The 21663-nt window shown below is 71.1% G+C and carries 2 protein-coding genes (1 of these 2 running past the window's edge); both read right to left on the bottom strand.

Annotated elements, in window-relative coordinates; genetic code table 11:
- On the bottom strand, positions 1 to 4081 hold the start of the coding sequence (locus tag Sfulv_RS28920) for a type I polyketide synthase (RefSeq protein ID WP_256669307.1). It extends 11084 nt beyond the left edge of the window; only the first 4081 of its 15165 coding nucleotides appear in the window; the start codon lies at positions 4079 to 4081; its stop codon lies off the left edge, out of view.
- On the bottom strand, positions 4078 to 21663 hold the full coding sequence (locus Sfulv_RS31010) for a type I polyketide synthase (RefSeq protein ID WP_256669184.1): 17586 nt from the start codon (positions 21661 to 21663) through the stop codon (positions 4078 to 4080). The genes Sfulv_RS28920 and Sfulv_RS31010 overlap by 4 nt, the downstream gene beginning before the upstream one ends.

The following is a 21663-nucleotide window of genomic DNA, read 5'->3' as shown; positions in this document are numbered from 1 at the left end:
GCCGCTCCACCAGACCCGCAGCCACCCCGCCCACCGCAGCAACCGCACGACGCGACCGCACCCGGACCAACGACCGCAACAGCACCGGAACATCACCCAGCGCCCGCAACACCGCAAGATCCAACCGCACCGGCGCCACCACAGCATCACCCGCAGCCAACGCCGCATCGAACAACGCCACACCCAACGCCACCGACAACGCCGGCACACCCGCACGAGCCATCCGCTCGGCATCAGCCTCCGCCAGAGTCCCGGTCATCCCACCGGACTGCTCCCACGGACCCCACGCCAACGACACACCCGGCAGACCCTCCGCCCGCCGACGCTCCATCAACGCATCCAAAAACGCATTGCCCGCCGCGTAATTGCCCTGCCCCGCACTACCGAACATCGCCGCGACCGACGAGAACACCACAAACGCCGACAACCCAGCACCACGGGTCAGCTCATGCAGATTCCACGCCGCATCCACCTTCGGCCGCAACACGGCATCCAGCCGCTCCGGCGTCAGCGAACCCACCACACCGTCGTCCAGCACACCCGCCGCATGAATCACCGCGGAGACGGTGTGCTGGGCGAGCAGAGCCGAGAGCGCACTCCGGTCAGAGACATCGCACGCCTCGACCAGGACCTCGGCACCCAGCTCCGACAGCTCACCCACCAACTCCTCGACGCCCTCGGCGCCCAGGCCCCGACGGCTGACCAACAGCAGACGGCGCACACCGTGCTCCGTCACCAGATGACGGGCCACCACCGCGCCCAGACCACCCGTACCACCAGTGATCAGCACACGGCCATCACCACCCCACACCGGACTCACGTCCTGGTCCGCAGGCGCCCTGCGAACCAGCCGACCGACCAGAACACCACCGCCCCGCACGATCACCTGCGGCTCATCCGCACTCAGCGCGATCAAAGGCAGCGTGACCGGTCCCGCCGGATCCAGATCCACCAAACCGAAGCAACCCGGATTCTCCGACTGCGCCGACCGCACGAGGCCACGTGCGGCCGCCGCTGCCAGGTCATGGCCTTCCACCGCGCCCCGCGTCACGAAGACGAAGCGGGACTCCGCGAACCTCTCGTCCGACAGCCGCTCCTGGATCTGCTCCAGAACCCGATGCGTCAGCGACCGCGTCGCGTCCGCAGTGTCAGCGCCCCGCTCCCCCGCCACCGGGATCAGCACCACTGTCGGCATGACGGAGTCACGTGCAGTCAACGCCCCCGGGTTTGCGGCCTGTTCAGAGTGTGCGCCCATGTCCCGAAGGGCGTCGGCCAGGCCGAACACGTCCTCGCCCGCCACCGCCAAGCTCTGCGGCTCCCCTGCCGAGGACGCAGAAGCCGGCACCGGCACCCAGTCGAGCCGGAACAACGCGTCCCTGGTCAGCCCAGCCGCGTCATCCAGACCCTCCGTCGACAACGCACGCATCGCCAGCGACTCCACCGACGCGACCAACGCCCCGGACAGATCCGCCACCACGATCGACAACGCGCCACCCACCTCACGCACCAGCCTCACCCGGACCGCAGAGGCACCCGACGCCAGCAGCGACACTCCACTCCACGAGAACGGCACACCACCACCCTCACCCGACGAGTCCAAGAACCACCCCGCATGCAACACAGAGTCCAGCAGGGCAGGATGCAGGCCGAACGCCTCCGCATCGCTCCCCGCACTCTCCGGCAGGCTCACCTCGGCGAAGACCTCGCCATCCCGCCGCCACGCGGCCCGCAGACCCTGGAAGACCGGGCCGTAAGCAAAGCCCAGCTCGGCAAAGCGCTCGTAGCAGCCCTCGACATCCACCGCCACGGCGCCCGCAGGCGGCCACACCGCCGCATCAAAGCCGTCAACGGATGCCCGGCCTCCGACTGCCAGCACACCCGAGGCATGCTGCGTCCAGGGCGAGTCCGCGCCCTCCGGTCGAGAGTGGATTCCCACCGAACGCCGGCCCGACTCATCGGGAGTACCGATCGCGACCTGCACCTGAACCGCACCGCGCTCCGGGAGGGCGAGCGGCGCTGCCAGGGTCAGTTCGTCGACCCGGTCGCAGCCGACCTCGTCGCCCGCTCGGACCGCCAACTCCAGCAACGCCGTGCCCGGCACCAGGACCCGGCCCCTCACGGCATGATCGGCCAACCACGGATGCGACTGGATCGCCAAGCGGCTGGTGAACAGCACGCCCTCGCCTTCGGCCAGCTCCACTATGCCGTTGAGCAGGGGGTGACCGGCCGACACCAGTCCGACCGCCGCCGCGTCATCAGCGCCGCCGCGCAGGCTCCGAGGCCAGAACGACTGGTGCTCGAAGGCGTACGTCGGAACATCCACCCGCGACGCCCCGGTGCCCTCGAAGAACCGCGCCCAGTCCACCACCACGCCACACACGTGCAGTTGGGACAACGCCGCAACAACCGACAGCTCCTCGGACCGGTTCTTACGAAGCATTGGTACGAGCGCCGCGTCTTCAGGTGCGGATTCCTGGGCCATGGCGGAGAGCACGCCGTCCGGGCCCAGTTCCAGGAACGTGGTCACGTCATGTTCGGCGAGGGTCCGGATGCCGTCGGCGAAGCGCACGGCCTCGCGGACGTGACGTACCCAGTACCCGGCCGAACACAGCTCCTCGGCGCTCGCCACGGCGCCGGTCAGGTGGGAGACCACCGCGATGCGCGGAGCCTCGTACGACAGGCTCTCCGCGACCGTGCGGAACTCCTCCAGCATCGGATCCATCAACGGCGAGTGGAAGGCGTGCGAGACCCGCAGGCGCGTCGTCTTGCGCCCCTGCTCCGCCAGCCGCGCCGCGACCTCCAGGACCTTCTGCTCGTCACCGGAGATGACCATGGACGAGGGGCCGTTGACGGCCGCGATCGACACACCCTCGACCAGCAGCGGCAGGACCTCGTCCTCCGCCGCCCGCACCGCCACCATCGCACCACCGGCCGGCAGCGCCTGCATCAGCCGCGCCCGCGCCGCCACCAGCTTGCAGGCATCCTCCAGCGAGAACACCCCCGCCACATGCGCCGCCGCGATCTCACCAATGGAATGCCCGGCCACGAAATCGGGCTTGACACCCCACGACTCCACCAGCCGGAACAACGCCACCTCGATGGCGAACAACGCCGGCTGAGTGAAGCCCGTCTCGTTCAACAGCTCGACGTCCTCGCCCCACATCACCTCACGCAGCGGGCGCTCCAGCAGCGGACCCAGTACAGCCAGAGCCGCATCCAGCGCCTCGGCAAACACCGGGAAGCGGCCGTACAACTCCCGGCCCATCCCCAACCGCTGCGAACCCTGACCCGAGAACAACACCGCCGACCTGCCACCGACCACCGCACCCGACACCACCGAGGCATCCCCAGCACCGGACGCAAGAGCAGTCAGCGCGGCCACCGCATCAGCGGACTCACCCGCCAGCACCACCGCACGGTGCTCGAACTTCGACCGGCCTGTGGCCAGCGAGTACCCGACGTCCACCGGCCGCAGCTCCGGCCGCTCCTCCATCGAAGCCAGCAGCCTGGCGGCCTGGCCGCGCAGCGCCTCCGGCGTCTTGCCGGACAGCACCCACGGCACCGCACCCAGCTCCACCACGGGAGCCTTGGGCCTCTTCACCACTGTTCCCTGGATGACGTGCGCCGGCTGCTCCAGGATCACGTGCGCGTTCGTACCACTGATCCCGAAGGACGACACCGCCCCGCGTCGGACACGGCCGGTCTCGGGCCACGGCGTCGACTCGGTCAGCAGCTCCACGGCGCCCGCGGACCAGTCCACGTGCGAGGACGGAGCGTCCACATGCAGCGTCTGCGGAAGCACACCGTGCCGCATCGCCATGATCATCTTGATGACACCGGCGACACCGGCGGCGGCCTGGGTGTGGCCGATGTTCGACTTCACCGAGCCCAGCAGCAACGGCCGGCCCTCGTCACGGTCCCGCCCGTACGTCGCCAACAACGCCTGCGCCTCGATCGGGTCACCCAACGTGGTGCCCGTACCGTGCGCCTCGACCACATCCACGTCCCCGGCCGACAACCCGCCGCTGGCAAGCGCCTGACGAATCACACGCTGCTGCGAGGGACCGTTGGGCGCCGTCAGACCGTTGGACGCACCGTCCTGATTGACCGCACTGCCCGCACCACGGCCAGAATCTCGTGACCGTTGCGCACCGCGTCGGACTGCCGCTCCAGCACCACCATGCCGACACCCTCCGACCAGCCGACACCGTCGGCCGACTCGGAGAACGCCTTGCACCGGCCATCGGGTGACAGACCCCGCTGCCGGGAGAAGTCGACGAACACCGTCGGGGTCGACATCACCGTCACACCACCGGCCAGGGCCAGCGAGCACTCACCGCTGCGCAGCGCCTGCATCGCCCAGTGCATGGCCACCAGCGACGACGAACACGCCGTGTCCACCGTCACCGCCGGGCCCTCAAGACCCAGGGTGTACGACACCCGGCCCGACGCCAGACTCGTACTTCCGCCTCCCTGGAAGCCCTCGAACTCCGGGCCGCCCAGCAGAGAGGTGTAGTCGCTGTACATGACACCTGCGAACACGCCGGTGTCGCTGCCCTTGAGCGAGACCGGGTCGATCCCGGAACGCTCGATCGCCTCCCACGACGCTTCGAGCAGCAGCCGCTGCTGGGAGTCGGTCGCCAGCGCCTCGCGCGGGCTCATCCCGAAGAACGCCGGGTCGAACTCATCTGCCGTGTGCAGGAACCCGCCTTGGCGCGTGTACGAGGTACCCATGTGGTCGGGGTCGGGGTTGTAGAGCCCGTCGACGTCCCAGCCACGATTGGTCGGGAAGCCGGAAACAGCATCCGCCCCCTCCGTGACCAGTCGCCACAGATCCTCGGGTGAGGTCACCCCGCCCGGGTACCGGCAGCTCATGCCCACGACCACGATCGGGTCGTCGGCCACCGAAGCCGTGCGCGTCGCGACCGGTGCAACAACCGTCGCGTCCGATCCCAGCAGTTCGTCGAGCAGGTGGTCAACGAGTGTCTGAACGGTCGGGTAGTCGAAGGCCATCGTGGCCGGGAGACGCAACCCGCTTGCTGTATTGAGCCGGTTGCGCAGTTCGACGGCCGTGAGCGAGTCGAAGCCCAGCTCGCGGAAGGCACGCTCCGGGTTGACCGCATTGGCGTCCGCATGCCCCAGAACCAGCGCGACCTGCCCACGCACCAGGTCCAGCAACACCTCCTGGCGCTCCACCACCGTCAGCGCCGACAGCCGCTCCACCAGACCCGCAGCCACCCCGCCCACCGCAGCAACCGCACGACGCGACCGCACCCGGACCAACGACCGCAACAGCACCGGAACATCACCCAGCGCCCGCAACACCGCAAGATCCAACCGCACCGGCGCCACCACAGCATCACCCGCAGCCAACGCCGCATCGAACAACGCCACACCCAACGCCACCGACAACGCCGGCACACCCGCACGAGCCATCCGCTCGGCATCAGCCTCCGCCAGAGTCCCGGTCATCCCACCGGACTGCTCCCACGGACCCCACGCCAACGACACACCCGGCAGACCCTCCGCCCGCCGACGCTCCATCAACGCATCCAAAAACGCATTGCCCGCCGCGTAATTGCCCTGCCCCGCACTACCGAACATCGCCGCGACCGACGAGAACACCACAAACGCCGACAACCCAGCACCACGGGTCAGCTCATGCAGATTCCACGCCGCATCCACCTTCGGCCGCAACACGGCATCCAGCCGCTCCGGCGTCAGCGAACCCACCACACCGTCGTCCAGCACACCGGCCGCATGAATCACCGCGGAGACACTGTGGCGTGCCAGCAGGTCCACGAGCGCGTCACGGTCGGCCACGTCGCACGCCTCGACCACCACCTCGGCACCCAGCTGCGACAGCTCACCCACCAACTCCTCGACGCCCTCGGCGCCCAGGCCCCGACGGCTGACCAGCAACAGACGGCGCACACCGTGCTCCGTCACCAGATGACGGGCCACCACCGCGCCCAGACCACCCGTACCACCAGTGATCAGCACACGGCCGTCACCACCCCACACCGGCCCCGCCGCGATCTCGCCCGCCGCCCTGCGGACCAGCCGACCGACCAGAACACCACCGTCCCGCACGATCACCTGCGGTTCATCCGCACTCAGCGCGATCGAAGGAAGCGTGACCGGTCCCGCCGGATCCAGATCCACCAGACCGAAGCAACCCGGATTCTCCGACAGCGCCGACCGCACCAGACCCCACACCGAGGCCGCCGCCACATCCGAACCACCCACCGCGCCCCGCGTCACAAAGACGAAGCGGGACTCCGCGAACCTCTCGTCCGACAGCCGCTCCTGGATCTGCTCCAGAACCCGATGCGTCAGCGAATGGGCCGTAGCAGCCACATCGGTCGACTCTCCAGCCACCGGGATCAGCACCACATCCGGCACCTGCGCTCCGTTGGTGCCCAACTCGCGGAGAGATGCCGCGAGTTCTGTCTCGGATCCTGCGTCCCGAAGGGCGTCGGCCAGGCCGAACACGTCCTCGCCCGCCACCGCCAAGCTCTGCGGCTCCCCTGCCGAGGACGCAGAAGCCGGCACCGGCACCCAGTCGAGCCGGAACAACGCGTCCCTGGTCAGCCCAGCCGCGTCATCCAGACCCTCCGTCGACAACGCACGCATCGCCAGCGACTCCACCGACGCGACCAACGCCCCGGACAGATCCGCCACCACGATCGACAACGCGCCACCCACCTCACGCACCAGCCTCACCCGGACCGCAGAGGCACCCGACGCCAGCAGCGACACTCCACTCCACGAGAACGGCACACCACCACCCTCACCCGACGAGTCCAAGAACCACCCCGCATGCAACACAGAGTCCAGCAGGGCAGGATGCAGGCCGAACGCCTCCGCATCGCTCCCCGCACTCTCCGGCAGGCTCACCTCGGCGAAGACCTCGCCATCCCGCCGCCACGCGGCCCGCAGACCCTGGAAGACCGGGCCGTAGGCGAAGCCTTCGGCCGTGCGAGCCTCGTAGAACCCGTCCAGTTCGACGGGGTCGGCACCGGTCGGCGGCCAGACCGACGCATCGAAATCAGCAGCGGAATCGGCCGGGTGCCCTTCGGCGAGTACGCCCGTCGCGTGCTGGGTCCATGCTGCTTCCACCTCGCCCTCAAGACGCGAGTGGACCGCGACGGTGCGCCGACCCGACTCGTCCGCCACACCTACCCGCACCTGCATCTGGACCGCGCCTCGCTCCGGAAGGGCGAGCGGCGCGGCGAGCGTCAGTTCTTCCACTCGGTCGCAGCCGACCTCGTCGCCCGCTCGGATCGCCAGCTCCAGGAACGCCGTGCCCGGCAGCAGGACCCGGCCCATCACCGCGTGATCGGCCAACCAGGTGTGCGAGTGCCCCGACAGCCTGCCGGTGAACAGCACACCCTCGTCGTCGGCCAGCTCCACTACACCGTTGAGCAGGGGGTGACCGGCCGACACCAGACCGACCGCCGCCGCGTCATCAGCGCCGCCGCGCAGGCTCCGAGGCCAGAACATCTGGTGCTCGAAGGCGTACGTCGGAACATCCACCCGCGACGCCCCGGTGCCCTCGAAGAACCGCGCCCAGTCCACCACCACGCCACACACATGCAGTTGGGACAACGCCGCGACAGCCGACAGCTCCTCGTCCCGGTTCTTACGGAGAACGGGCACTGTCACGGCCTCGTCCGGTGCCGATTCCCGGGCCATGGCGGAGAGCACGCCGTCCGGGCCCAGTTCCAGGAACGTGGTCACGCCCTGTTCGGCGAGGGTCCGGATGCCGTCGGCGAAGCGCACGGCCTCACGGACATGCCGCACCCAGTACCCGGCCGAACACAACTCCTCGGCCGACGCCACCACCCCCGTCAGGTTCGACACCACCGGAATGACCGGCTCGGCATATGACAGACCCTCCGCGACCGTCCGGAACTCCTCCAGCATCGGATCCATCAACGGCGAGTGGAACGCGTGCGAAACCCGCAGCCGCGTCGTCTTACGCCCCAGCTCGGCCAGTTGCGCCGCGACCTCCAGGACCTTCTGCTCGTCACCGGAGATCACCACGGACGACGGGCCGTTGACGGCCGCGATCGAGACCTGGCCCTCCCGCTCGGCCAGCAGCGCCAGCACCTCGTCCTCCGCCGCCCGCACCGCCACCATCGCACCACCCGCCGGCAGCGCCTGCATCAGCCTCGCCCGCGCCACCACCAGCCGGGCCGCGTCCTTGAGCGAGAACACCCCCGCCACATGCGCCGCCGCGATCTCACCGATGGAGTGCCCCGCCACGAAATCGGGCTTGACACCCCACGACTCCACCAGCCGGAACAACGCCACCTCAACCGCGAACAACGCGGGCTGAGTGAAGCCCGTTTCGTTCAGGAGCTCGGCGTCCCCGCCCCACATCACCTCACGCAGCGAACGGCCCAACTCGCCCTCGAACTGCACCAGTACCGAATCCAGCGCCTCCGCGAACACCGGGAACCGGCCGTACAACTCCCGGCCCATCCCCAACCGCTGCGAACCCTGACCCGAGAACAACACCGCCGACCTGCCACCGACCACCGCACCCGACACCACCAACGGATCCGGCTCACCGACCGCCAGCGCTGCCAGTGCGCGGATCGTCTCCGTGCGCTCGCCGGTCGGTACCACCGCGCGGTGCTCGAACTTCGAGCGGCCCGTGGCCAGCGAGTAACCGACGTCCACCGGCCGCAGCTCCGGCCGTGCCTGGATGTAGGAGAGAAGCCTGGCGGCCTGGCCGCGCAGCGCCTCCGGTGTCTTGCCGGACAGCACCCACGGCACCACACCCAACTCCACCACGGGAGCCTCGGCCCCCGTCACCACCGTTCCCTGGATGACGCGCGCCGGCTGCTCCAGGATGACGTGCGCGTTCGTACCGCTGATCCCGAATGACGACACACCCGCACGCCGCACACGACCGGCCTCCGGCCACGGCGTCGGCTCCGTCAGCAACTCCACCGCGCCCGCGGACCAGTCCACGTGCGAGGACGGCTCGGTCACGTTCAGGGTCTGCGGCAGCATCTCGTGCCGCATCGCCATGATCATCTTGATGACACCCGCCGCACCCGCGGCAGCCTGCGTGTGTCCCAGGTTCGACTTCACCGAGCCCAGCCGGAGCGGGCGCTCCGGGTCGCGGTCGCGTCCGTACGTCGCGATCAGGGCCTGCGCCTCGATCGGGTCGCCCAGCGTGGTGCCCGTACCGTGCGCCTCCACCGCGTCGACCTCGGCGGGCGAGAGTCCGCCGCTCGCGAGCGCCTGGCGGATCACTCGCTGCTGTGAGGGACCGTTCGGCGCCGTCATGCCGTTGGACGCGCCGTCCTGATTGACCGCGCTGCCGCGCACCACGGCCAGGATCTCGTGGCCGTTGCGCAGCGCGTCGGACTGCCGCTCCAGGAGGAGCATGCCGATGCCCTCGGACCAGCCGACGCCGTCGGCCGACTCGGAGAAGGGCTTGGACCGGCCGTCGGGGGCCAGCCCCCGCTGACGGGAGAATTCCACGAAGGTGTCGGGGACCGACATCACGGTGACACCACCAGCCAGGGCCAGCGAGCACTCACCACTGCGCAGTGCCTGCGCGGCCAGATGCATCGCCACGAGCGACGACGAACACGCCGTGTCCACCGTCACCGCCGGACCCTCGAATCCGAAGGTGTACGAGACCCGGCCGGAGGCGACGCTCAGTGCGCTGCCCTGGCCCTGGAAGCCCTCGAACTCCTTGCCGCTCAGTTTGGTGTTGTAGCCGCCGTACATCACACCGGCGAATACGGCGGTTTGACTCTCGCGCAGCGACACGGGGTCGATGCCGGCCCGCTCGATCGCCTCCCACGACGTCTCCAGCAGCAGCCGCTGCTGGGAGTCGGTCGCCATCGCCTCACGCGGTGACATCCCGAAGAACGCCGGATCGAACTCGCCCGCGTCATGCAGGAATCCGCCCGCGCGGGTGTAGGAGGTGCCCATGTGCTCGGGGTCGGGGTGGTAGAGAGCTTCGACGTCCCAGCCGCGGTTGACCGGGAAGTCGGTGACGACGTCGGTGCCCTCCGTGACCACGCGCCACAGATCCTCCGGCGTGCTGATACCGCCGGGGAAGCGGCAGCTCATGCCCACGATCACTACCGGATCGTCGTCGAGCATGGCCTCGGAGAGTCCCGGTCCGGACGTCGTCGCGTCCGTGTCTGCGGGCTCGGGGCCGACGAGTTCGTCGAGCAGGTGGTCAGCCAGGGCCTCGACGGTCGGGTAGTCGAAGACCATCGTCGCGGGCAGCCGCAGTCCGGTTGTCGTGTTCAGCCGGTTGCGCAGTTCGACGGCGGTCAGCGAGTCGAAGCCCAGGTCACGGAACGCGCGCGTCGGGTCGACTCCGTCCCCGCTCGTATGGCCGAGCACCAGAGCGGCCTGGTCCCGTACCAAGGTGAGCAGCGCTTCGTGCCGTTCAGCACGCTCCAGCTTGCCGAGTCGCTCGGCGAGGCCCGCGTCCGTACGGGTCCCGGGGCCCGTGACTGCCGTACGTCGTGTGCCTGGGCGGACCAGACCTCGCAGCAGTGGTGCGACGGCTTCCTTGGCACGCAGCGCGGACAGGTCCAGTCGTACGGGCGCCACTGCGGCCTGGCCGGTGGCCAGGGCGGCGTCGAACAGTGCGAGGCCCTGGTCGACCGAGAGCAGGGGCATGCCCGCCTCGGCGGCCCGGCGCAGATCGGCCTCTCCGAGACCGCTCGTCATGCCGGCGCCCTGGTTCCAGGCGCCCCAGGCGAGCGAGACGCCCGGCAGGCCCTCGGCCTGCCGGTGCGCGGCGAGCGCGTCGAGGAAGGTGTTGCCTGCTGCGTAGTTGGCCTGGCCCGCGCCTCCGATGACTCCGGAGACCGAGGAGTAGAGGACGAAGGCGGCGAGGTCCAGGCCGCAGGTCAGCTCGTGCAAATTCCACGCCGCGTCCACCTTCGGACGCAGCACCCCCGCCAACCGCTCCGCACTCAGCGAACCGACCACACCGTCATCCAGCACACCCGCCGTATGCACCACCGCCGTCAACGGATGCTCCACCGCCACCGACGCCAACAACCCCGCCAACGCCTCACGATCAGCCACATCGCACGCCACCACCTCAACGCGCGCACCCAACACCCGCAACTCGTCCGCCAGCTCCACCGCCCCCGGCGCCTCCCACCCACGCCGACTGGTCAACAGCAGATGCCGCACCCCACGCTCCGCCACCAAATGACGCGCCAGCACCCCACCCAGACCACCCGTACCACCCGTCACCAACACCGTGCCCCGCGCATCCCACACCCGCGGCATCGACAACACGATCTTGCCCACATGCCGCGCCAGACTCATGAACCGAAACGCCTCCCGCGCCCGGCGCACATCCCACACCCGCACCGGCAACGGCTCCACAACCCCACGCCCGAACCACTCCACCACCACCGACAGCATCCGCTGGATCCCCACCGGATCCACCCACCCCAGGTCGAACGCCCGGTACTCCACCCCCACCGGCACATCCCCCGCCGCCCGCACATCCGTCTTGCCCATCTCCAGGAAACGCCCACCCGCACCCACCAGACGCAACGACGCATCCACGAACTCACCCGCCAACGAGTTCAGAACAACATCCACACCCCCACCACTGACCGCACGGAACGCCCCCTCGAACTCCGTCGACCGCGACGACGCAATGTGATCGTCCGCCACCCCCAACGACCGCAACACCTCCCACTTGCCCTCACTGGCCGTCGCGAAGACCTCCGCACCCAGATGACGCGCCACCTGAACCGCCGCCATACCCACACCGCCCGCACCGGCATGGATCAGCACCTTCTCCCCCGGCCGCACCCCACCCAACTCCACCAACGCGTAATACGCCGTCAAAAACACCAACGGCACCGACGCCGCAACCTCCCACGACCACCCCTCAGGGATGGGGGCGAGCAGCCGGGCGTCACCGACCACGAGGGAGCCGAAGCCACCGGACACCAGTCCCATGACCGAGTCGCCGGGCATCAGGTCCGTCACCTCGGGACCGACTTCGGTCACCACACCCGCGGCCTCGCGCCCCATGCGTCCGGCGTCGCCGGGGTACATGTCGAGCGCCTTGAGGACGTCGCGGAAGTTCACACCGGCGGCCCGGACCTCGATCCGCACCTCGTGGCCGGTCAGCGGCTCAAGCACCTCGGGGAACGGTGTCAGGGCCAGTCCGTCCAGGCTGCCCTTCGTCTCGCTGTCCAGCCGCCACGGCACTCCGGCCGGCGGCACGAGCCTCGTTCCCGACTCCAGCCGGGCGAGGCGGCCCGCACGGATTCCGTTGTCGCGGATGACCAGTTGGGGCTCATCGACGGTCAGTGCGTGGGCGAGCTGCACGAAGGTGTCGTCGGTGAGGCCGAGGTCCACCAGACCGAAGCAGCCGGGGTTCTCCGTCTGCGCGGAGCGCACCAGGCCCCACACCGAGGAGGCGGCGACATCCGTGATGTCCTCGTCGCCGGACGCGGTCGCGCCACGGGTGACGAACACCAGCCGCGAGTCGGCGAACCGTTCGCCGGCCAGCCACTCCTGAACGAGCGTCAGTGCTTCGGTGGTCAGAGCGTGGACCGACTCCACGACATCGCCCCGGTCCCTACCGGCAACGCTCACCAGCACGGCGCCCGGCACCGGTGCGTCACCGGCTGCCAGAGATGCGAGGTCGGTGTACGTCTCGACGCTCGCTCCCGTTCCGCTGAGCCCGTCGACGAGCCCGAACGTGTCGGGTCCTATCAGAGCGACGGCTTCATGCGCCTCGGCGCCCGGCGGCACCGGAACCCAGTCGAGGCCGAACAGCGCCTCCCTGGCCAGCGCGGCGTCCGCGCTCAGCTCTTCGTTCGACACCGCGCGGACGAGCAGGGAGTCGACTGAGGCGACCGGCGCCCCGGACAGGTCGGCCACGGAGATCGACACCGCGTCCCGACCGGTCACCGGAGCGATCCGCACCCGCAGCGCGGAAGCACCCGACGCGACGAGCGACACACCCTCCCACGAGAACGGCAGACCACCACCGCCCTCGCCGCTCGCCTCACCGACGAGCATGGAAGCGTGCAGCGCCGAGTCCAGCAGAGCCGGATGCAGACCGAACGCGGCCGCATCACCCTGCGCGCTCTCCGGCAGGCCCACCTCGGCGAAGACCTCACCGCCCCGCCGCCACGCGGCCCGCAGACCCTGGAACACCGGGCCGTAAGCGAAGCCCAGCTCCGCGAACCGTTCGTAGCAGCCCTCGACGTCCAGCGCTTCCGCACCCGCAGGCGGCCACACCGCTGTATCGAAGTCATCAGCCGATGCCTGGTCACCCACCGCCAAAACACCCGAGGCATGCTGCGTCCACGGCTGCTCGTCGGCGCCGTCGAGCCGGGAGTGCACGGTGATCGGACGCCGGTCGCCGTCGTCCGCGGCTCCGACGCGCACCTGTACCCGGATCGCGCCGTCCTCGGGCAGCACCAGGGGGGCCGCGAGCGTGAGCTCCTCGACCCGGTCGCAACCGACCTCGTCACCGGCGCGGAACGCCAGCTCCAGCAGCGCGGTGCCCGGCACCAGGACCCGGCCCATGACCGCGTGATCGGCGAGCCAGGGGTGCGACTGGACGGACAGCCGCCCTGTCACCAACGCGCCCTCGCCCTGCGCGAGTTCGACGGTCGCGCCGAGCAACGGGTGCCCGGCCGCTCCCAGTCCGGCGGCGCGCACGTCACCGGCGGCGTCGGTCTGCGAACCGGCCGGCCAGATCCATTGGTGCTGGAAGGGGTACGTGGGGAGGTCGACCGGCACGGCGCCCGTACCGGCGAACACGGTGAGCCAGTCCACGGCGGTGCCTCGCACATGCAGCTGGGCCAGTGCGGCGAGCATCGTCGGATCTTCCGCCCGGTCCTTGCGGAGTGCCGGTACGGTCACGGCCCCCTCGGACACGGACTCCTGCGCCATGGCGGAGAGCACCCCGTCCGGGCCCAGTTCCAGGAACGTGGTCACGCCCTGTTCGGTGAGGGTCCGGATGCCGTCGGCGAAGCGCACGGCCTCACGGACATGCCGCACCCAGTACCCGGCCGAGCACAGCTCCTCGGCCGACGCCACCACCCCGGTCAGGTTCGACACCACCGGGATGACCGGCTCGGCATACGACAGGCTCTCCGCGACCGTCCGGAACTCCTCCAGCATCGGATCCATCAACGGCGAGTGGAACGCGTGCGAAACCCGCAGACGCGTCGTCTTGCGCCCAAGCTCCGCCAGCCGCGCCGCGACCTCCAGGACCTTCTGCTCGTCACCGGAGATGACCATGGACGAGGGGCCGTTGACGGCCGCGATCGAGACCTGGCCCTCCCGCTCGGCCAGCAGCGGCAGCACCTCGTGCTCCGCCGCCTGCACCGCCACCATCGCACCACCGGCCGGCAGCGCCTGCATCAGTTGCGCCCGCGCCGCCACCAGCTTGCAGGCATCCTCCAGCGAGAAAACCCCCGCCACATGCGCCGCCGCGATCTCACCGATGGAATGCCCCGCCACGAAATCGGGCTTGACACCCCACGACTCCACCAGGCGGAACAACGCCACCTCAATGGCGAACAACGCGGGCTGAGTGAAGCCCGTTGCGTTCAGGAGCTCGGCGTCCCCGCCCCACATCACCTCACGCAGCGAACGGCCCAACTCGCCGTCCAGCAGCACCAGTACCGAATCCAGCGCCTCCGCGAACACCGGGAACCGGCCGTACAACTCCCGGCCCATCCCCAACCGCTGCGAACCCTGACCCGAGAACAACACCGCCGACCTGCCACCGACCACCGCACCCGACACCACCGAGGCATCCCCAGCACCGGACGCAAGAGCAGTCAGCGCGGCCACCGCATCAGCGGACTCACCCGCCAGCACCACCGCACGGTGCTCGAACACCGACCGGCTCGTCACCAGCGAGTAACCGACGTCCACCGGACGGGGAGCCGTCTCGGCGTCCACCACCGACAGCAGCCGCGCCGCCTGGGCAGCCAGCGCCTCCGGCGTCCTGCCGGACAGGACCCACGGCACCACGCCCGGCTCCTGCGCCGTGGGCGTGCCTTCGACGACCACGGCGCCGTGGATGATGTTCGGCGACTGCTCCAGGATGACATGCGCGTTCGTACCGCTGATGCCGAACGACGACACACCGGCGCGCCGCACACGACCGGCCTCCGGCCATGGCGTGGGCTCCGTCAGCAGCTCCACCGCGCCCGCCGACCACTCCACATGTGAGGACGGCTCGGTCACATGCAGGGTCTGCGGGAGCACGCCGTGCCGCATCGCCATCACCATCTTGATGACACCGGCGACACCGGCGGCGGCCTGAGTGTGGCCGATGTTGGACTTCACCGAGCCCAGCAGCAACGGCCGGCCCTCGTCACGGTCCCGCCCGTACGTCGCCAACAACGCCTGCGCCTCGATCGGGTCACCCAACGTGGTGCCCGTACCGTGCGCCTCGACCACATCCACGTCCCCGGCCGACAACCCGCCGCTGGCAAGCGCCTGACGGATCACACGCTGCTGCGAGGGACCGTTGGGCGCCGTCAGACCGTTGGACGCACCGTCCTGATTGACCGCACTGCCCCGCACCACGGCCAGCACCTGGTGGCCGTTGCGCCGGGCGTCGGAGAGGCGCTCCAGCACCAGCATGCCGACGCCCTCCGACCAGGCGACACCGTCGGCGGACTCGGAGAACGCCTTGGAGCGGCCGTCGGGGGCCAGGCCGCGGGCCCGGGAGAACTCGACGAAGGTGCTCGGGGTGGACATGACAGTGACACCGCCCGCCAGTGCCAGCGAGCACTCGCCGCTCCGCAGGGCCTGGGCCGCGAGGTGCATGCCGACCAGGGAGGAGGAGCACGCCGTGTCCACCGTCACCGCCGGGCCCTCCAGGCCCAGGGTGTACGACACCCGGCCGGAGGCCACGCTCGGTGCGCTGCCGTTGCCCCGGAAGGCTTCGTACTCCTCGCCCGTGAGCAGCGGCCCGTAGTCGTTGTACATCACACCGGCGAAGACGCCGGTCGCGCTGCCCTTCAGCGAGATTGGGTCGATGCCCGCCCGCTCGATCGCCTCCCACGACGTCTCCAGCAGCAGCCGCTGCTGGGAGTCGGTCGCCATGGCCTCACGCGGGCTCATCCCGAAGAACGCCGGGTCGAAGTCGCCCGCTGTGTGCAGGAATCCGCCTTCGCGGACGTGGGTGCGGCCGGGGTGGTCGGGGTCCGGGTCGTAGAGGCCGTCGAGGTCCCAGCCGCGGTTGGTGGGGAAGCCGGAGATGGCGTCGCCGCCCTCCGTGACGAGTCGCCAGAGGTCCTCGGGCGAAGTCACTCCGCCCGGGTACCGGCAGGCCATGCCGACGATGGCGATCGCGTCGTCGCCGCCCGGGGGCAGGGCGACGGCGGCCGGCGCCGCAGGTGTCTCCTCCGTGGTGCCGAGCAGTTCGTGGCGCATGTGGTCGGCGAGGGCGCTCGGGGTCGGGTAGTCGAAGACCATGGTCGCGGGGAGCCGCAGGCCGGTCACGGTGTTGAGGCCGTTGCGCAGTTCGACGGCGGTCAGGGAGTCGAAGCCGAGGTCCTGGAACTGGCGGGACGCCTCGACGTCCGTCGCGTCGGCGTGTCCCAGTACCCGGGCTATCTGGCCGCGGACCAGGTCGAGGAGGACGTCACGGCGTTCGGCGGCGTTCAGTCCGGCCAGGCGCTCGGCGAGGCCGCCGGCGGTCTGCGAGATCTGGGCGGCGGCGCGGCGGCCCGGGGTGCGGATGAGGCCGCGCAGCAGGGGCGGGATGTCGCCCTGGGCGCGCAGGACGGGCAGGTCGAGGCGTACGGGTGCGAGGGCCGCGGTGTCCGTGGCGAGGGCGGCGTCGAACAGGGCCAGGCCCTGGGGGACGGTCAGAGGCGGCATACCGGAGCGGGCGATGCGTTCGACGTCGATGTCGGTGAGCGTGCCGGTCATGCCGACGCTCCGGGTCCAGGGGCCCCAGGCAAGGGAGTGGGCCGGCAGTCCGTGGTTCTGCCGGTGGGTGGCCAGGGCGTCCAGGAAGGCGTTGCTCGCCGCGTAGTTGGCCTGTCCGGGGCTGCCGAGGGTGGCCGCGACGGAGGAGAAGAGGACGAACGCGGCCAGGTCGAGGTCCCGGGTCAGCTCGTGGAGGTGCCATGCCGCGTCGGCTTTCGGGCGCAGCACGCTGTCGAGCCGCTGGGGGGTCAGCGAGCCGATGACGCCGTCGTCGACGACTCCGGCGGTGTGGACGACGGCAGTGAGCGGGTGGTCGGCGGGGACGGTCTCCAGCAGGTCCGCCAGTGCGGTCCGGTCGGTGACGTCACAGGGTGCCACGGTCACTTGGGCGCCCTGTGCGGCGAGTTCGTCCCGGAGTTCCTCGGCGCCTGCGGCGGCGAGGCCGCGGCGGCTGGCGAGCAGCAGGTGGCGTACGCCGTGCTCGGTGACGAGGTGGCGGGCGAGGACGCCGCCGAGGCCGCCGGTGCCGCCGGTGATGAGGACAGTGCCCTCGGCGTCCCAGGAGGGGCGCACGGCGGGGGCCTGGACGCGGGTCAGGCGGGCGGCGAGCAGCTGTGTGCCGCGGACCGCGAGGTCGGGCTCGTCGGACGCGGCCGCCAGTGCGGAGCGCAGGAGGGCCGGCACGGCCTCCAGAGGGGGAGAGGCCGTGCCGGGGTCGATGTCCAGGAGGCCGAGGCGTCCCGGGTTCTCGGTCCTGGCCGTTCGTACGAGGCCGTGGACCGAGGCGGCTGCGAGGTCGTCGCCGGTGTGCGCGCCCTGGGTGACGAAGACCAGGCGTGCGTCGGCGAAGCGGTCCTCGTCGAGCCAGTGGTGGAGGTGGGCGAGGGCGGTGGCGCCCAGGGCGTGGGTCGCCGCCACGACGCCGTCGTCCGTGGTGCCGGGTGCGCCGTTCGCGGTGAGGAGGACCACGGCGGGGACCGGTTCGTCCGAGGCGGCGAGTGCGGTCAGACCGGGGTGGGTGGCGACGGGGACGCCCGCGGTGCGCAGGTGGTCCGCCAGGCCGAGGTGGTCGGTGCCGATCACGGCGACCGCGTCGGGTGCGGCGGGGGCCGGGGCCTTCGTTTCGGTCCAGTCCACGCGGAACAGGGAGTCGCGGTGGATGGGGCCGGTGGCGTCGAGGTCGGCGGTGGGGACCGCGCGCGAGACGAGGGAGTCCACGGAGAGGACCGGGCCGCCCGCGGTGTCGTAGATCGCGATGGAGACGGTGTCGTCGCCGGCGGGGGCGAGGCGGGCGCGTACCGCCGTGGCGCCGGAGGCGGTCAGTGACACGCCCTCCCAGGCGAACGGCAGCCCGCCGCGGCTGATCGCGCCGAGGTCGGTGAAGGCCGCCGCGTGCTGGGCGGCGTCGAGCAGGGCCGGGTGGAGGCCGAAGGCGCTCGCGTCGGTGCCGGAGTCCTCGGGGAGGGTGACCTCGGCGTACACCTCGTCGCCGCGCCGCCAGGCGGCGCGCAGTCCGCGGAAGGCGGGGCCGTAGTCGAAGCCGAGTGCGGCGAGCCGTTCGTAGCAGCCGTCGAGGTCGACGGGGTCCGCACCGGGGGGCGGCCACACGGTGGCGTCGAAGCCGGGGTCGGGGCCGACCGCGCCGGGCGCCAGGAATCCGCCGGCGTGCTGGGACCAGGGAAGGTCGAAGCCGTCCTCGGCGCGGGAGTAGACGCCGAGCGGGCGGCGGCCGTCGGCGTCGGCGGCGCCGACGCGTACCTGGAGCTGGACGGCGCCGTGCTCGGGGAAGGCGAGCGGCGCGGCGAGGGCGAGTTCCTCGACGCGGGCGCAGTCGACCTCGTCGCCGGCGCGGATGGCCAGTTCGACGAAGGCCGTACCGGGCAGCAGGGCGCGCCCGCGTACGCCGTGGTCGGCGAGCCAGGGGTGGGTCCGCAGGGAGAGCCTGCTGGTGAACAGCGCGCCCTCGCCGTCGGCGAGTTCGACGGCGGCGCCGAGCAGGGGGTGTCCGGCGGAGCCGAGGCCGGCGGCGCGCATGTCGCCGGAGGTGTCGAGGGCGGTCGCGGGCCAGAAGCGGCGGCGCTGGAACGGGTAGGTGGGCAGGTCGACGCGCTGGGCGCCGGAGCCTTCGTAGAGGCCGGACCAGCGGACGGTGGCGCCGCGCACGTGCACCCGTGCGAGGGCGGTGACCGCGGCGAGTTCCTCCGGGCGGTCCTTGCGCAGCAGCGGCACGATCTGCGCCTGCTCGGTCAGAGAGTCCTGGGCCATGGCGGAGAGCACGCCGTCGGGGCCCAGTTCCAGCAGGGTGGTGACGCCGCGTCCGGTGAGGGTGTCGATGCCGTCGGCGAACCGTACGGCTTCGCGCACGTGCCGTACCCAGTAGGCGGCGGAGCACAGTTCCTCGACGTCGGCGATCCGACCGGTCACGTTCGACACGACGGGGATGCGGGGCTCGGTGTAGGTCAGGCTCTGCGCGACGGCGCGGAACTCGTCGAGCATCGGTTCCATGAGCGGCGAGTGGAAGGCGTGGGAGACGCGCAGGCGCGTCGTCTTGCGGCCCTGCGCCTCGAAGTGCGCGGCGATGTCCTGTACGGCGTTCTCGTCGCCGGAGATCACCACGGAGGCGGGTCCGTTGACGGCGGCGATGGAGACCCGCTCGGTGAGCAGCGGGGTGATCTCGTCCTCGGTGGCGCGGACGGCGGTCATGACGCCGCCGGCGGGCAGGGCGGCCATCAGTGAGGCGCGGGCGGCGACGAGGCGGCAGGCGTCCTCCAGGGAGAAGACGCCCGCCACGTGGGCGGCGGCTATCTCGCCGATGGAGTGGCCTCCGACGAAGTCGGGGGCCGGGCCGAGCGAGGTGACGAGGCGGTACAGGGCGACCTCGACGGCGAAGAGCGCGGGCTGGGTCCAGCGGGTCTCGTCGAGCGGTTCGGGGTCGCTTCCCCAGACGATGTCGCGCAGCGGTCGGTCGAGATGGGGGGCGAGTGCGTCGGCGGCGGCGTTGAATGCCTGGGCGAACACCGGGAACCGGGCGTGGAGTTCGCGTCCCATGCCGAGGCGCTGGGATCCCTGGCCGGAGAACAGGACGGCGAGCAGTCCCTCGTCGGCCACGCCCTCGGCGATCTGCGTGGGCTCGGGGGCGCCGGGCAGCAGGACGGAGCGGTATTCGAAGGCTGAGCGGCCGGTGGCGAGGGAGTGACCGATGTCGACGGGCCGCACGCCGGGGTTGCGCTCGATGAAGGAGAGCAGCCGGGTGCGCTGCTCGGCCAGGGCGGCGGCGGACCGGCCGGAGAGGGCCCAGGGGATGACGGCGGGTACGGCGCTGTCGTCGGCGGGGGCGGTCTCGGGGAGGGCCGGGGCCTGTTCGAGGATCACATGGGCGTTGGTGCCGCTGACGCCGAACGAGGAGACGGCGGCGCGCCGGGCGCGGCCCGTCTCGGGCCACTGGGCGGGCTGGTCGAGCAGTTCGACCGCGCCGGTGGTCCAGTCCACGTCGTGGGAGGGTTCGCCCGCGTGGAGGCTGCGCGGCATCAGACCGTGCCGCAACGCCATGATCATTTTGATGACGCCGGCGGCGCCGGAGGCCGCCATCGTGTGCCCGATGTTCGACTTGACCGACCCCAGCCGCAGCGGGTGTTCGCGGTCCTGCCCGTAGGTGGCCAGCAGTGCCTGGGCCTCGATGGGGTCGCCGAGCGTGGTGCCCGTGCCGTGGGCCTCGACGAGGTCCACGTCGGCGGGTGTCAGCCGGGCGTTCTCCAGGGCCGCCCGGATGACGCGCCGCTGGGAGGGGCCGTGGGGCGCGGACAGGCCGTTGGAGGCGCCGTCCTGGTTGATCGCGCTGCCGCGCAGCACGGCCAGAACGGGGTGTCCGGCACGCTGGGCGTCGGAGAGCCGCTCCAGTACGAGGACGGCCGCGCCCTCGCCCCAGCCGGTGCCGTCGGCGTCCAGGGAGAAGGACTTGCAGCGGCCGTCGGCGGCCAATCCGCTCTGCGCGGTGAAGGAGACGAAGGGGCCGGGCGTCGACATCACGGAGGCGCCGCCCGCCAGGGCCATGCTGCATTCGCCGTTGCGCAGGGACTGCGCCGCCCAGTGCAGGGCGACCAGGGAGGAGGAGCAGGCGGTGTCGACGGTGACGGCGGGGCCTTCGGCCCCGAGGGTGTAGGAGAGCCGTCCGGAGATGACGCTCGCGGCGTGCCCGGTGGTGGAGAACTGCTCCGCGTCCTCGTCGGAGGCGTTGATGACCGCGGCGTAGTCCTGCCCGGCGGTGCCGACGAACACGCCGGCGCGGCTGCCGCGCAGGGTCAGCGGGTCGATGCCGGCGCGCTCCAGAGCCTCCCAGGCGACCTCCAGCAGCAGTCGCTGCTGGGGGTCCATGGCGACGGCCTCACGGGGTGAGATCCCGAAGAATCCCGGGTCGAAGTCCGCCATGTCGTAGAGGAAGGCGCCCTCCCGGGCGAGGCTGTGGCCCGGGCCGTCCCCCGCGAGGCGTTCCAGGTCCCAGCCCCGGTCGGCGGGGAAGCCCCCCATGACGTCGCGGCCCTCGGTGACCAGGTCCCACAGGTCCTCGGGGGAGGTCACGCCGCCGGGGTAGCGGCAGCCGATCCCGACGACGGCGATGGGCTCCTCGGCGGCCGCCACCAGTTGCTGGTTCTGCTGACGGAGCCGCTCGATCTCCTTCAGCGACGACCGCAGCGCCTCGACGTACTTGTTGGGGGACGTGCTCAT

This window comes from Streptomyces fulvorobeus, from assembly GCF_013167895.1.
GTDB classification, from domain to species: Bacteria; Actinomycetota; Actinomycetes; order Streptomycetales; family Streptomycetaceae; genus Streptomyces; species Streptomyces fulvorobeus.
The sequence above is the reverse complement of the archived record's forward strand: the minus strand, read 5'-3'. Positions and strand labels throughout refer to the sequence as shown.